The 14,043-nt window shown below is 46.3% G+C and carries 19 protein-coding genes; all 19 read right to left on the minus strand.

The features are described from left to right. Positions 1-7: 7 nt before the first annotated feature. Positions 8-397: a 30S ribosomal protein S8 gene (gene rpsH, locus ACZ520_RS14050; protein WP_011165340.1), complete on the minus strand. Its 390-nt coding sequence runs from the start codon at positions 395-397 to the stop codon at positions 8-10. A gap of 10 nt (positions 398-407) precedes the next feature. Next, positions 408-713, minus strand: a complete 306-nt coding sequence (gene rpsN / locus ACZ520_RS14055) for a 30S ribosomal protein S14 (RefSeq protein ID WP_088564470.1) — start codon at positions 711-713, stop codon at positions 408-410. 10 nt (positions 714-723) lie between these two features. Further along, entirely contained in the window at positions 724-1,263 is a 540-nt protein-coding gene (rplE, locus tag ACZ520_RS14060) for a 50S ribosomal protein L5 (protein WP_011165341.1), read from the minus strand. A gap of 11 nt (positions 1,264-1,274) precedes the next feature. Beyond that, on the minus strand, positions 1,275-1,643 hold the full coding sequence (gene rplN, locus ACZ520_RS14065) for a 50S ribosomal protein L14 (RefSeq protein WP_011165342.1): 369 nt from the start codon (positions 1,641-1,643) through the stop codon (positions 1,275-1,277). Positions 1,644-1,652: 9 nt separating this feature from the next. Further along, entirely contained in the window at positions 1,653-1,922 is a 270-nt protein-coding gene (rpsQ, locus tag ACZ520_RS14070) for a 30S ribosomal protein S17 (protein ID WP_041577921.1), read from the minus strand. Positions 1,923-1,931: 9 nt separating this feature from the next. Beyond that, positions 1,932-2,123, minus strand: coding sequence for a 50S ribosomal protein L29 (rpmC, locus tag ACZ520_RS14075; RefSeq protein ID WP_011165344.1), 192 nt, complete (start codon positions 2,121-2,123; stop codon positions 1,932-1,934). Positions 2,124-2,127: 4 nt separating this feature from the next. Next, complete coding sequence (gene rplP, locus ACZ520_RS14080; RefSeq protein WP_041577922.1) at positions 2,128-2,535, minus strand: 50S ribosomal protein L16; 408 nt, start codon at positions 2,533-2,535, stop codon at positions 2,128-2,130. Continuing rightward, positions 2,522-3,187, minus strand: coding sequence for a 30S ribosomal protein S3 (gene rpsC, locus ACZ520_RS14085; protein ID WP_088564469.1), 666 nt, complete (start codon positions 3,185-3,187; stop codon positions 2,522-2,524). The genes rplP and rpsC overlap by 14 nt, the downstream gene beginning before the upstream one ends. A gap of 2 nt (positions 3,188-3,189) precedes the next feature. Further along, entirely contained in the window at positions 3,190-3,522 is a 333-nt protein-coding gene (gene rplV / locus ACZ520_RS14090; RefSeq protein ID WP_011165347.1) for a 50S ribosomal protein L22, read from the minus strand. Between the two features lie 12 nt (positions 3,523-3,534). Beyond that, complete coding sequence (gene rpsS, locus ACZ520_RS14095; RefSeq protein WP_011165348.1) at positions 3,535-3,822, minus strand: 30S ribosomal protein S19; 288 nt, start codon at positions 3,820-3,822, stop codon at positions 3,535-3,537. Between the two features lie 9 nt (positions 3,823-3,831). Beyond that, a complete protein-coding gene (gene rplB / locus ACZ520_RS14100) occupies positions 3,832-4,650 on the minus strand; it encodes a 50S ribosomal protein L2 (protein ID WP_464126176.1) in 819 nt (272 codons plus the stop codon). A gap of 2 nt (positions 4,651-4,652) precedes the next feature. Then, on the minus strand, positions 4,653-4,931 hold the full coding sequence (gene rplW, locus ACZ520_RS14105) for a 50S ribosomal protein L23 (protein WP_088564467.1): 279 nt from the start codon (positions 4,929-4,931) through the stop codon (positions 4,653-4,655). Next, positions 4,931-5,560, minus strand: a complete 630-nt coding sequence (gene rplD / locus ACZ520_RS14110) for a 50S ribosomal protein L4 (protein ID WP_011165351.1) — start codon at positions 5,558-5,560, stop codon at positions 4,931-4,933. The genes rplW and rplD overlap by 1 nt, the downstream gene beginning before the upstream one ends. A gap of 1 nt (position 5,561) precedes the next feature. After that, positions 5,562-6,224 carry a 50S ribosomal protein L3 gene (gene rplC / locus ACZ520_RS14115; protein WP_011165352.1) on the minus strand — a complete coding sequence of 221 codons (663 nt, stop codon included), beginning with the start codon at positions 6,222-6,224 and terminating at the stop codon, positions 5,562-5,564. 9 nt (positions 6,225-6,233) lie between these two features. After that, complete coding sequence (gene rpsJ, locus ACZ520_RS14120) at positions 6,234-6,551, minus strand: 30S ribosomal protein S10 (protein WP_011165353.1); 318 nt, start codon at positions 6,549-6,551, stop codon at positions 6,234-6,236. Between the two features lie 207 nt (positions 6,552-6,758). After that, positions 6,759-8,864, minus strand: coding sequence for an elongation factor G (gene fusA, locus ACZ520_RS14125; RefSeq protein ID WP_088564466.1), 2,106 nt, complete (start codon positions 8,862-8,864; stop codon positions 6,759-6,761). A gap of 9 nt (positions 8,865-8,873) precedes the next feature. Beyond that, positions 8,874-9,347 (minus strand): 30S ribosomal protein S7, encoded by a 474-nt coding sequence (gene rpsG / locus ACZ520_RS14130; RefSeq protein ID WP_011165355.1) that lies wholly within the window; start codon positions 9,345-9,347, stop codon positions 8,874-8,876. Positions 9,348-9,357: 10 nt separating this feature from the next. Then, on the minus strand, positions 9,358-9,732 hold the full coding sequence (rpsL, locus tag ACZ520_RS14135) for a 30S ribosomal protein S12 (RefSeq protein ID WP_011165356.1): 375 nt from the start codon (positions 9,730-9,732) through the stop codon (positions 9,358-9,360). Between the two features lie 182 nt (positions 9,733-9,914). Continuing rightward, positions 9,915-14,042, minus strand: coding sequence for a DNA-directed RNA polymerase subunit beta' (rpoC, locus tag ACZ520_RS14140; RefSeq protein WP_088564465.1), 4,128 nt, complete (start codon positions 14,040-14,042; stop codon positions 9,915-9,917). Between the last annotated feature and the right edge of the window lies 1 nt (position 14,043).

Here is a 14,043-nt window from a genome sequence, read left to right on the forward strand (position 1 = left end):
GATTCACCTACCAAAGTGTCGCAAGCAATTCGCCACCGAGTTTTTGCTCTGTAGCTTGCTTACCGCTCATGATTCCTTTGCTTGTGCTGATGATGGACATGCCCATACCAGAACGAACAGTTGGAATCTTGTCAGATTTAACATAAACGCGACGGCCAGGACGGCTAACACGGTCAATATTATTGATCGCGTGGCCACCAGCTTCGTCATACTTCAAATAAACACGCATGATGCCTTGTTTGCTGTCTTTAGCAACTTTAAAGCTTCTGATGAAGCCTTCGTTTACCAAGATCTGAGCAATACCAGCTCTCACTTTAGAAGCAGGCATATCCACTTTTTCGTGTTTTGCTGCTCCAGCGTTTCTGATCATTGTAAGGAACTGAGAAATTGTATCCATTCTGAACCTCTTACCAGCTGGCTTTCGTTACGCCAGGCAATTTACCGTCAAGGGCCAATTGTCTGAACGCAATACGAGACAAACCGAATTTTCTGTAGTTACCACGAGGGCGACCAGAAATTTCACAACGTGTGATTGTGCGGTTTGGGTTTGTGTCACGAGGAAGAGCTTGCAGCTTAGTGCGTGCAGTTGCTCTTTCTTCGTCAGAAAGCTTCATATCAACAGCTTTAGCTCTCAATTCTGCTCTGTATTGACCATACTTAGCAGCAAGAGCTTTTCTTTTATTATTTTTTTCAATGCTTGCTTTACGAGCCAAGTGACACCTCTTATTTTCTGAAAGGCATACCAAGCGCTTCAAGCAACGCTCTGCCTTCAGTATCGTTCTTCGCAGTTGTACAGATAGTGATGTTCATACCACGAGTCTTGTCTACTTTATCGTAGTTGATCTCAGGGAACACGATCTGCTCTTTCAAGCCCATGTTGTAGTTACCACGACCGTCGAAACCTTTGTTAGGCAAGCCACGGAAGTCACGTACGCGAGGTAGTGCCAGCGTGTTCAAACGATCCATGAAGGACCACATTTTTTCTCTTCTCAAAGTCACGCGAACACCCAATGGGATGCCAGCACGCAACTTAAAGTTGGAGATAGCTTTCTTTGCTTTAGTGATAACAGCTTTTTGTCCAGTGATCGCTGTGATTTCATCAACCACAGTGTTCAAGATTTTTGGATTCTGAACAGCTTCGCTCAAGCACACGCTCAGAGTGATTTTCTCCAGGCGAGGCACTTGCATCACGTTTTTAACTCCCAATTGGTTCTTCAGAGCGGGAGCGATCTCTTTATTATATCTTGTATGTAAGCGATTCATCTCATCACCCCTTATAGAACTTCCGGAGCCAAAGATACGATCTTAACGAAAGACTTTGCTCTCAACTCTCTGGCAACTGGGCCAAAGATACGTGTTCCGATTGGTTCTTTAGACGCATTGATAAGAACTGCAGAGTTGTCATCGAAGCGGATGTAAGATCCGTCTGGACGACGAAGTTTAGCAACAGTTCTAACAACTACGGCTTTCGCCACGTCACCTTTTTTTACTTTTGCATTTGGCAGAGCTTCTTTGATGGAAACAACGATAACATCACCGATGGATGCTACACGACGTTTAGAACCACCAAGAACCTTAACGCACATAACTTCTTTTGCGCCGGAGTTGTCTGCTACATTCAGTCTGGTTTGCATTTGAATCATAACAGTCTCCTACGCCTTTGCCGTTTCTACGACTTCAGCCAAAGCCCAACGTTTAGTTTTGCTCAGAGGACGAGTTTCACGGATCTTAACGATGTCACCAACTTTAGCTTGGTTTTTTTCGTCATGAGCCTTGAAAACAGATGTCTTCTTAACATACTTACCGTACTTGGCATGTTTAACCATGCGGTAGATGAGGACAGAGATGGTTTTATCCATCTTGTCACTGATAACTTCACCTACGACTTCAATTTTACGTCCTCTAGAATTAGTTTCAGTCATGTCCTACCTCTATCTCGCCACTTTTTTTACAATCGCTGTGTTGATTTTAGCGATGTCACGGCGAAGACCGCGGATTTGCACTGGGTTAGAAAGCTGCCCAATGGAATTCTTGATACGCGCCTGGAACAACTCTTCAGAAAGAGCTGCTCTTTTCTTTTTCAATTCAGCTACAGAAAGATCTTTGATCTCTACAAACTTCATACAACTACTCCCTTACCAAGAAACGAGTTTTGAAAGGAAGTTTGTGAGCTGCACGTTCGAAAGCTTCTTTAGCTTGCTCACGAGTCACACCGTTCATTTCGAAAAGAACTTTTCCAGGAAGAACACGAGCAACCCATAGTTCCGGGTTACCTTTACCGCTACCCATACGAGTTTCAGCAGGCTTTTTAGTTACCGGGATGTTCGGGAACACACGGCACCAGATTTTACCACCACGCTTAACAGAACGGGAGATAGCGATACGACCAGCTTCCAACTGACGAGCAGTCAGACGACCTTCCTCGATTGCTTGAAGACCGTAGTCTCCGAAATCAAGGTTAGCGCCTCTTACTGCAAAACCAGTAGCGCGGCCTACAAATTGTTTACGCCATTTTACTCTTTTAGGACTTAACACGACCTGCCTCCTCAACTTCGCGAGCAGATAAGATATCGCCTTTATAGATCCATACTTTCAGGCCGATGATACCGTATGCTGTTAGAGCTTCTGCTGTACCGTAGTCGATATCAGCGCGCAATGTATGAAGAGGAACGCTCTTCTCATTGTACCACTCAGAACGGGCAATCTCTGCACCATCAAGACGACCGGAAACACGGATCTTGATACCTCTCACGCCGCCTTTGATCGCAGCTGCAATAGATTTTTTAAGAGCTCTTCTCCAAGAGATACGTTTCTCAAGTTGTTGAGCAATGCTCTCAGCAACGAGCTGAGCATCGAGGTCTGGTTTGCGCACTTCTTGGATGCTCAGGAAAACTTCGTTGGGTGTAAGTTTTTGAACTTCCGCTTTAAGAGCGTCAATACCACTACCTTTTTTACCAATAACAACACCTGGGCGAGCTGTGGAGATGATGATTTTAATCTTCTTCGCAGCACGTTCCATTTCAATTTTCGCAACACCCGCGTTCTTAAGTTTGTCCTTAAGGAACTTTCTCAAACGGATGTCTTCGTGGAGATTTTCAAAATATTGTTGACCCTTCGCATACCAGCGAGAATCCCAAGTTCTGATAACACCGACTCTTAGACCAATTGGATTAACCTTCTGACCCACGACTATTTCTCCTCGAGTACTACGTTAATGTGGCTGGTCTTCTTACGAACACCGAACGCGCGACCTTGTGCACGAGGACGGAATCTTTTAAGAACTGGACCTTGATCAACCCAGATAGCTTTAACATAAAGGCTGTCTACATCCATAACCTTTTTGTATTCAGCATTGGCAACAGCTGATTCGATTAGCTTTTTTACCATACCTGCAGTTTTTTTGTTCAGGAAAGTAAGGGTTTTAACTGCCTCGTTCACGTCTTTACCGCGAACCAGGTCAGCAACCAATCTTGCTTTCTGAGCGCCAACTCTTGCATATTTCAAGCTTGCTTTAACTTCCATAATAAACCTCTATTACTTCTTCGCAGCAGGAGCAGCGGCTTTCTTCTCAGCGTGACCATGGAAAGTTCTGGTTGGAGCAAACTCACCGAGTTTGTGACCAATCATGTTCTCTGTGATGTACACAGGAACGAACTTTCTTCCGTTATGAACTGCGAATGTCAGTCCAATTGTCTCTGGAAGAATTGTTGAGCGGCGAGACCAAGTTTTAATAACTTTTTTATCATTTTTCTCAAGTGCATTGTCGATTTTCTTCTGAACATGAGTATCGACGAATGGACCTTTTTTAATTGAGCGTGCCACCTTTTACTCCTACTTACGTCTCTTGATGATTGAAGAGTTGGTTCTCTTATTGTTTCTAGTTTTGAACCCCTTACAAGGTTGACCCCAAGGAGTTACTGGGTGATGCCCTTTACCAACGCCTTCACCACCACCGAGTGGGTGATCAACTGGATTCATGTGCATACCACGTACAGAAGGACGGATACCTCTCCAACGAGAGCGACCTGCTTTACCTAGATTGATGTTTTCATTGTCAGTGTTACCAACTTGACCGATAGAAGCACGGCAAACTGTCAACACTTGTTTCAACTCACCAGATGGCATACGTACTTGGCAGTACTTTTCGCCTTTACCAGCAAGAGTCGCACTTGCACCAGCACCACGGCAGATTTGACCACCTTTGCCTGGACGCAATTCGATATTGTGAATAACAGTACCAACAGGGATAGCACCCAAAGTCAGGGAGTTACCTGGTTTGATATCGGCTTTATCAGAAGAGATAACAGTATCGCCAACATTCAAACCTACTGGAGCAAGGATATAAGCCTTAGCACCATCAACGTAGGAGATCAGAGCAATACGGCAAGTTCTGTTCGGATCGTACTCGATCGCGATAACTTTTGCGGATACTTCAAGTTTGTTACGCTTGAAATCAACCAAACGGTATTTTCTCTTATGACCGCCACCTTGGTGACGAATAGTGATTTGACCGTGATTGTTACGCGCAGCTTGTTTCTTAAGAGGAGCTAGCAAAGACTTCTCTGGAGTAGTCTTAGTGATTTCTTTGAAATCGAAACCAGTCATTCCTCTGCGACCATGAGAGCGTGGGGCAAATGTTTTAATACCCATCTTTATACTCCCTCAAAAAGAGCGATCTTCTCACCTTCAGCAAGCTTAACGTAAGCTTTCTTCCAGTAAGCGACCTTGGTTAGACCGAATTTAGTTTGCTTAGAGTGACCGCGGCAGACGCTAGTTCTAACGCTATCAACTTTAACTTTAAAGTTTTTCTCAACAGCAGCTTTAACGTCAGTTTTAGAGGACTTCAGGTCCACTTCGAAAACGTATACGCCAGCAGCGTTGTGATAAGTATTTTTCTCAGTAATGAGAGGGGCTTTAATTACTTGTTTCATTACGCCTTCTCCAATGAACAACGATCTACGATTTTAGCCACAGAATCTTTAGTGATAACAGCAGCGTCGTACTTCAATAGATCAAACACGTTCAAACCTTCAACTGGGAAGTATTTGAATGTTGGAAGATTCTTGGAAGCACGGTTGAATTTGTCATCAACTACAGAGTCAACCAATACAGCTTTTTTCAAACCGAAAGCTTGCAAACGTTTGTTAAGCTCAGCAGTTTTACCTTCAGAAGCCATGCTGTCCACGATGAACAGTTTGCCTTCTTTTTGAAGGTGAGAAAGTGCCATGCTCAGACCCAAACGACGAACTTTTTTAGGCAGAACGAAAGCGTAGCTGCGAGGCTGAGGACCGAAAGCGGTACCACCACCAGGCATCAAGATAGAACGGCTGGAACCTTGACGAGCTCCGCCAGTACCTTTTTGTTTAAACGGCTTTTTACCACCACCAGACACAAGACCTTTGGTCTTAGTCATGTGAGTGCCTTGACGACGAGCCGCCAATTGCCATTGAACTACTGTGTGAAGAACTTCCTTTTTAACAGGAGTTTCGAACACGTCAGCAGCAAGCTCAACGGAGCCAACTTTTTCTTTTTTCCAGTTCAATACATTTACTGTAGCCATACTATTCTCTCACCAACTTAACCAAAGTGTTTCTAGCACCTGGAACTGGCCCTTTTACCATCAGAACGTTTTCTTCAGCGATGATCTGAACAACTTCTACGTTCTTAACAGTGACAGTTTCAGCACCCAAATGACCTGGGAATTTCTTACCCGGCATTACGCGACCTGGCCATGTTCTGTTACCAGAAGAACCCGGACGACGGTGGAATTTAGAACCGTGGGATGCAGGACCACCTGCGAAGCCCCAACGCTTCACGGAACCGGCGAAACCTTTACCTTTAGACTTGGAAGTGATTTTTACGAAATCACCTTTAGCCAAGCTGTCGATAGAGATTTGCGCGCCAACAACAGTACCTTCTGGAGCAGCTTGACGAAGTTCTTTTACGAACTGAGCGCCATTTTCGAAGCCAGCTTTTTCAAGGTGACCTTTTTCTGCTTTGTTGGAGTTTTTAGCTTTTTTAGGGTGGCAAGCTACCTGAATAGCTTCGTAACCATCTGCTTCGTTAGTTTTGATTTGAGAAACAAACCAAGGCTCGTAACGAAGAACAGTAACAGGAACAGCTTCGCCGTTCTCGTTATAGATAGTAGCCATACCTTCTTTGAAGGCAAACAGGCCGTTCAATTTAAGACCTGCAGTATTTTGAGTTTCTGTAGTTTCGCTCACGTCTTACCTCTAAACCGCAGAAAGTTTGATTTCAACATCTACACCAGCAGAAAGATCCAGCTTCATAAGCTGATCTACTGTCTGTTGAGTTGGTTCTAAAATATCGAGCATACGCTTGTGAGTTCTCACTTCGAATTGTTCACGAGATTTTTTATCTACGTGCGGAGAACGCAATACAGTGTAGCGGTTGATGCGAGTAGGCAAGGGAATTGGACCCGCAACTTTAGCGCCTGTACGACGAGCAGTCTCAACGATTTCTTTCGTCGACTGGTCAAGCAGTTTATGATCGAATGCCTTCAATCTGATTCTAATCTTCTGACTTTGCATATGGACACTCTTCTCTTTTATAAAGTATCGTAATTACTAGCAAATTTGTTAACAATCAACGTCCTGATCCCATCGAAAACTTGCCCCGAATTAGCCCTTGCGGCCTGAATCGCCTTCAACGCGGGGGGTTTTTTGTAGATATAGACGCTATGAGTGCGCGAGTATGCGCACTTTGAAATCTAATGTCAAAGGGAAATATTATTTTTTTTAATATCTTCCCATTTTATGGAGAATGTCCGTTTTTACCTTCGCAGGCACAATGGCATATTCCAAAAATTCCATACTGAAGCTGGCTCTGCCTTGGCTCAAACTGCGGACATCCGTAGCATAACCAAACAGACTCGCCAGAGGGGCTTCGGCCGAAATAACCTGCCCACCACCCTGCTTCACATTCATTGTGAGAATCTTTCCACGACGGGAATTCAGATCACCCACGATGTTTCCTACGAAGTCATCCGGGCAAGTCACCTCAAGCTTAAAGATAGGCTCCAAAAGCTCTACAGAGGCTGCCTTAACTGCGTCCCGGAATGCCAGGGAAGCAGCCGCTTTAAAGGCCATCTCGCTGGATGAATCCGGACGAACTTCAATCGAATTTAAGGTCCCCTTAATACCCAGCATCGAACAGCTTGCCAAAGGACCGACCTCGGAAGCCTCACGGAAGCCCGATTCAACGGCCTTCAACATAGGGGCTGTAAATTCTTTAGACACAGCCACTTTACTGATGAACTGGATGCCATCCGCCTGAGAAATAGGCTCGATGGAAAGGGAGACTTTGGCAAAGTGAGCTTCGCCAGCGATCTCACGTTCGTAAACGTGTTCCGCCTTGGCTGCCGCCGTGATGGTTTCACGATAGGAAACCTGCGGCTTACCCACATTGGCCTGGATCTTATGCTCACGAAGCAAACGATCCACAAGAATTTCCAAATGCAATTCACCCATGCCAGAAAGCAGGATTTGCCCTGTTTCCGGATCCGTGCGCAGACGGCAGGATGGATCTTCTTTTTCAAGTTTAGCCAGGCCAGCCAACATCTTTTCCTGGTCCGCAGAAGACTTCGCTTCCACCGCCACGGAAATAACCGGCTCTGGGAATGTGATCGCCTCAAGAACCACAGCATGAGAGCTTTCGCACAGAGTATCCCCTGTGCCTGTGAACTTAAGACCGATAACCGCGCCGATATCACCCGCCTTCAGGCTGTTGATTTCTTCACGGGAATTCGCATGCATTTTCACCAGCTTCTGGATGCGCTCTTTTTTCTGAGTGCGCGGATTCAAAAGCTGCTCCCCGACCTTCACCTCACCGGAATAAACACGGATATAAGTCAAAGTGCCGGCAAACGGATCATTGGCAATTTTAAACGCCAATGCAGCCGCGTGAGCATCGAATTCAGTTTTACAGATGATTTCTTTATCAGGACGCTCAGGATCGTGACCCACAATTGCAGGCACTTCCAGAGGCGACGGAAGGTAGTCAATGACCCCATCCAACAAAGGCTGAACGCCTTTGTTTTTGAAAGCGGCTCCACAGAATACCGGGAAGGCTTTCAGCTCAAGAGTCCCTTTGCGCAAAGCCCGTTTAAGCTCTGGTACGGTGACTTCTTCTCCATTGAGATATTTCTCAAGAAGTTCGTCTTCAAATTCAACGATCTTCTCAACGACTTCAGTGCGGAAGCGGTTTACTTCCTCTTTCATGTCATTGGGAACATCGGTAACTTCGAAATGGTCACCCATTCCGGACTGATCCCACATGTAAGCGCGGTTTTCCAAAAGATCGACAACACCACGGAAGGTGTCTTCCATGCCGATTGGTACCTGCACAGGGATTGGGTTCGCGTTCAGCTTTTCTTTGATCGTCCCGAAAGACATCACGAAGTCAGCACCAACACGGTCCATTTTATTTACGAAGCAAATGCGGGGAACTTTATATTTGTCGGCTTGTTTCCAGACGGTTTCGGACTGAGGTTCAACCCCATTCACACCGTCGAAAACAGCGATCGCGCCATCCAATACACGCAAGGAACGCTCAACTTCAATCGTGAAGTCAACGTGGCCCGGAGTATCGATGATGTTGATTCTGTGATCTTTCCAGAACGCCATGGTCGCAGCAGAGGTGATAGTGATACCGCGCTCTTGCTCTTGAACCATCCAGTCCATGGTGGCATCACCATCATGGACCTCGCCGATTTTATGACTTTTACCTGTATAGTAAAGAATGCGTTCGGTGGTGGTCGTCTTACCGGCATCAATGTGAGCCATGATGCCGATATTACGAGTGTACTTGAGATCAGCTACAACTTTAGGATCTTTAGCTGACATCTGAACAGATTACCAATTGTAGTGAGAGAATGCCTTGTTGGATTCAGCCATTCTGTGAACGTCGTCTTTCTTCTTAATAGCATTTCCTCTATTATTGTACGCGTCCAAGAATTCGCCAGCCAAACGTTTCGCCATGTCTTTCTCACCGCGCTCGCGAGAGTACTCAACCAACCAACGCATAGCCAAAGCCAAACGACGGGATGGACGAACATCTACTGGAACTTGGTAAGTAGCACCACCTACACGGCGGGAGCGAACTTCGATAGAAGGTTTAACGTTCTCAAGAGCTTTTTTGAAGACTGCCAAAGGCTCTTCACCTTGAACTTTACCTTCAAGCTCTTTCAAAGCACCGTAGAACAACTTTTGAGAAGTTGCTTTTCTACCTTGGATCATCATTTTATTGATGAACTTAGCGATTACTAGATCCTTGAAAACCGGATCTGGAATGATTTCTCTTTTAAAGGTCTTTTTACGACGTGACATCTCTCAATCCTTATTTCTTAGGTCTCTTAGTACCGTATTTAGAACGGGCGCGCAGACGACCGTTTACACCTTGAAGGTCCAATACCCCACGAACGATGTGGTAACGAACACCCGGCAAGTCCTTCACACGACCACCGCGGATTAGTACAACGGAGTGCTCTTGAAGGTTATGGCCGATACCAGGGATGTAAGAGATAACTTCGAAGCCATTGGAAAGACGAACTTTTGCTACTTTACGAAGAGCGGAGTTCGGCTTCTTTGGAGTCGTAGTATAAACACGTGTACAAACACCGCGACGCTGAGGACAAGAGTCCAAAGCTGGTGATTTTGTTTGGTTTTTTTGAACAGTACGCTCACTTTTGATGAGCTGATTAATTGTTGGCACTTTATATACCCCTTAAAAACAATTATGCGGTTCTGGACGCTGGAACTTACATTTCGGTGACGCCCAGGTCAAGACTTTGTTGTTAAAATTACATTTATCCATGAAAAGCGGCGTGAGGTCCCCAATCCATGAGCTTTTTACCCTACGCCGGCCTGTGAAGCCGGCGATCAGGTGGTCTTACTTTAGCCTTGAGGCTGTACGGAAGACGTCATACCCGGCAATGCAACAAAGCCGATATCGTCATCTTCATGCACAGACACTTTCCAGCGCTTGTAAGATGTCAAACCAGTTCCCGCAGGAATCAGACGACCCATGATGATATTCTCTTTCAGGCCACGCAAATGGTCTGTGCGAGAATTGATCGCTGCTTCCGTAAGAACTTTTGTAGTTTCCTGGAAGGACGCTGCTGAAATCCAGCTGTCAGTGCTCAAAGAAACTTTAGTAATACCAAGAAGAAGTGGGCTGCAAGTAGCAGGCTGGCCACCCTCTTTGTTAATACGTTCGTTTTCTTCCATGTAAGCATATCTTTCAACTTGCTCACCAGCCAGGAAGCGGCTGTCGCCGGCATCACGGATCTCTACTTTACGTAGCATCTGACGAACAATGACTTCGATATGCTTGTCATTGATACCAACCCCTTGAAGTCTGTAAACTTCTTGGATTTCATCTACAAGGTATGCAGACAAGGCTTTAGCACCCAGAACCGCCAGAATGTCATGAGGATTTGTTGGACCATCCATCAAAGCCTCACCGGCTCTTACGTACTCACCTTCTCTTACAGCAACGTGCTTACCTTTAGGGATGAGGTATTCTTTTTGCTCACCCACTTCAGGAGTTACGATCACACGTTGTTTACCTTTAACGTCTTTACCGAATGTCACATAACCATCGATCTCAGAGATGATAGCTGCTTCTTTCGGTTTACGAGCCTCAAACAATTCGGCAACGCGCGGAAGACCCCCGGTGATATCCTTCGTTTTAGAAGCTTCACGGTGCATCTTCGCGATTACGTCACCCGCATGCACTTCCTGCTGATCCGCAACTAGCAACTGAGCCCCAACTGGGATCAGGTAACGAGCCGGGATATCACGACCAGGAAGATTCAATGTTTTACCAGCGCCATCCACAAGGAAGACAGTTGGCTTAACATCGGAAGACTTGGATTCCATGATAACTTTGGTCGCGAAACCAGTTACCGCATCCACTTGCTCCTGCATTGTGGAACCTTCTTCGATATCCTGATATTGGATCTTCGCAGAAACCTCTGCGATGATTGGATTCGAATATGGATCCCATTCCGCAACAGTCTGACCTTTGGCAACTTTGTCGCCTTCTTTGAAGTTCAAAACAGCGCCGTATACGAGCTTGAAGTTTTCACGCTCACGACCCGCTTCGTCGATCACAAGAGCAGAACCGTTACGATTCATCACAGTCAACTTACCGTTACGGTTTGTCACTGCGTGAACATTTTGTAGTTTAATAGTACCGTCATAGCGGGATGTGTGAACAGATTGTTCAACCGCACGAGAAGCCGCACCACCCAAGTGGAACGTTCTCATCGTCAACTGAGTACCCGGCTCACCGATGGACTGAGCGGCAATGATACCCACTGTTTCACCCAGGTTCACAGTCGCACCACGGGACAAATCACGTCCGTAGCACTTCACGCAAACACCGCGCTTGGATTGACAGATCAACGCAGAACGGATGTCGACTTTGTCGATACCGCGGCCTTCGATGTTCTTAACGTCATTCTCAGTGATTTCCTGGTTAGCACGAACAACAACTTCGTTCGTTGCCGGATCAACAACGTCTTTCAACGCTGTACGGCCCAGGATACGGTCACCGATGTTTTGTACGATTTCACCCGCTTCGTAAATCGGAGTGATTTCCAAACCATCTTCAACACCGCAATCGATCTCGGACACAACAACGTCCTGAGCAACGTCAACCAAACGACGAGTCAGGTAACCGGAGTTCGCTGTTTTCAATGCGGTATCGGCCAAACCTTTACGCGCACCGTGCGTGGAGATGAAGTACTGGATAACTGTCAAACCTTCACGGAAGTTTGCAGTGATCGGAGTCTCGATGATCTCACCGGAAGGTTTCGCCATCAGACCACGCATACCACCCAACTGACGGATCTGAGCTGCGGAACCACGGGCTCCGGAGTCAGCCATGATGTAAATTGGATTGAAGGAAGGACCCACAACCTCTTTACCATTCACGTTGAATGTTTGCTTTTCGATCGCGTTCATACCTTCTTTAGCAATTTTGTCTGCAGTCTGCGCCCAGATGTCGACCACTTTATTGTAGCGCTCACCATCTGTGATCAAACCTTCGTCGTACTGCTGCTGGATCTCAGTAACTTGTTTTTCTGCGTCAGCGATCATCGGAGCTTTCGCCGCCGGGATCACCATGTCATCGATACCGATGGACATACCTGCTGCAGTTGAATACTTGAAGCCGTATTCCATGATCTTGTCAGCAAGGATGCAGGTCGCTTTTGCACCGGCAAGACGGAAAGTCTTGTCGATCAGGGCCGCGATCTGTTTTTTACCCATTGTCACGTTCACTTCGTTGAACGGAACTTCTTTAGGAACGATATCAGAAAGGATTGCACGACCCACTGTGGTCTCTTGCAGAGTTCCGTTGATACGAACCTTACATACCGCCTGAAGGTCTACCAGACCTGTTTCAAACGCGTATTGAGCTTCCTGAACGCTGGAGAAGGCTTTGCCTGATCCTTTGGCGCCCGGACGCATACGAGTCAACCAGTACATACCCAACACGATATCCTGGGAAGGATTGATGATAGGTTTACCGTTGGCAGGAGAAAGGATGTTGTTCGTGGACATCATCAGAACGCGTGCTTCAACCTGGGATTCCACAGAAAGTGGAACGTGAACTGCCATCTGGTCACCGTCGAAGTCGGCATTGAACGCCGTACATACCAACGGGTGCAGTTGGATAGCTTTACCTTCGTGAAGAACAGGCTCGAACGCCTGGATACCAAGTCTGTGCAGGGTTGGTGCACGGTTCAGAAGAACCGGGTGCTCTTTAACCACGTCAGCAAGGATATCCCAAACTTCAACTGTTTCCTGATCAACCAAGCGCTTGGCTTGTTTGATAGTGGTCGCAAGACCTTTTTCTTCAAGTTTGTTGTAAACGAATGGTTTGAACAACTCGAGAGCCATTTTCTTCGGAAGACCGCACTGATGAAGTCTCAGAGTAGGTCCAACGGTGATAACGGAACGACCAGAGTAGTCTACACGTTTACCCAAAAGGTTTTGACGGAAACGACCCTGCTTACCTTTCAACATATCAGAAAGGGAGCGAAGAGGACGTTTGTTCGGACCAGTGAAGGTCTTACCGCGACGACCGTTATCCAACAAAGCGTCCACTGCTTCTTGAAGCATGCGCTTTTCGTTTCGGATGATGATGTCTGGAGCGTTCAGCTCCTGAAGACGTTTCAAACGGTTGTTACGATTGATAACACGGCGGTACAGGTCATTCAGGTCAGACGTCGCGAAACGGCCGCCATCAAGAGGTACCAATGGACGAAGATCAGGAGGAAGAACCGGAAGCGCTTCCAACATCATCCACTCTGGCTTGTTGATGGAACCTTTGAAGGCTTCAACAACGCGCAGGCGTTTAGTCAATTTTTTGATACCAGCTTCAGACTTGGTGTCTTTAACTTCCAGACGAAGTTTGCGGGAAAGGTATTCAGGATCGATTTTTTTCAAAAGATCACGAACTGCCTCGCCACCCATTCCGTATTTGAAGGATGGGCCGAACTCATTCAGAGCCGCTTGCAATGCTTCTTCAGTCAGTACCTGGCCTTCTTCCAATGTAGTTTCCATTGGATCGATAACCACGTGTGCTTCACAGTAAAGAACCTTTTCAACGTCTTTCAAAGAAAGATTCAAAAGGTTACCAATACGAGAAGGCAAAGAACGCAGGAACCAGATATGGGCTACTGGAGTTGCCAATTCGATGTGACCAAGGCGCTCACGGCGAACCTTGGTCTGAGTCACTTCAACGCCGCACTTTTCACAGACGACGCCACGGTACTTCATACGTTTGTACTTACCGCACAAGCACTCGTAGTCCTTGATAGGACCGAAGATTTTCGCACAGAACAAGCCATCACGCTCAGGCTTGAAAGTACGATAGTTGATAGTTTCTGGCTTCTTAACTTCACCAAATGACCATTCACGAATCATTTCAGGTGACGCCAACGAAACTCGTACGGCGTCAAACGAAAGTGGATCTTTTGGTTTATCGAAAAAATTCAACAAGTCTCTCAAA

It is taken from the genome of Bdellovibrio sp. BIS2, from assembly GCF_055398295.1.

Excerpts from the sequence above, each read along its gene's own strand:
- rpsH (WP_011165340.1), bottom strand. The coding sequence starts at position 397 with ATGGATACAATTTCTCAGTTCCTTACAATGATCAGAAACGCTGGAGCA.
- rplE (WP_011165341.1), bottom strand. The coding sequence starts at position 1,263 with ATGAATCGCTTACATACAAGATATAATAAAGAGATCGCTCCCGCTCTG.
- rplN (WP_011165342.1), bottom strand. The coding sequence starts at position 1,643 with ATGATTCAAATGCAAACCAGACTGAATGTAGCAGACAACTCCGGCGCA.
- rpsQ (WP_041577921.1), bottom strand. The coding sequence starts at position 1,922 with ATGACTGAAACTAATTCTAGAGGACGTAAAATTGAAGTCGTAGGTGAA.
- rpmC (WP_011165344.1), bottom strand. The coding sequence starts at position 2,123 with ATGAAGTTTGTAGAGATCAAAGATCTTTCTGTAGCTGAATTGAAAAAG.
- rplV (WP_011165347.1), bottom strand. The coding sequence starts at position 3,522 with ATGGAAGTTAAAGCAAGCTTGAAATATGCAAGAGTTGGCGCTCAGAAA.
- rplB (WP_464126176.1), bottom strand. The coding sequence starts at position 4,650 with ATGGGTATTAAAACATTTGCCCCACGCTCTCATGGTCGCAGAGGAATG.
- rplW (WP_088564467.1), bottom strand. The coding sequence starts at position 4,931 with ATGAAACAAGTAATTAAAGCCCCTCTCATTACTGAGAAAAATACTTAT.
- rplD (WP_011165351.1), bottom strand. The coding sequence starts at position 5,560 with ATGGCTACAGTAAATGTATTGAACTGGAAAAAAGAAAAAGTTGGCTCC.
- rpsJ (WP_011165353.1), bottom strand. The coding sequence starts at position 6,551 with ATGCAAAGTCAGAAGATTAGAATCAGATTGAAGGCATTCGATCATAAA.
- fusA (WP_088564466.1), bottom strand. The coding sequence starts at position 8,864 with ATGTCAGCTAAAGATCCTAAAGTTGTAGCTGATCTCAAGTACACTCGT.
- rpsG (WP_011165355.1), bottom strand. The coding sequence starts at position 9,347 with ATGTCACGTCGTAAAAAGACCTTTAAAAGAGAAATCATTCCAGATCCG.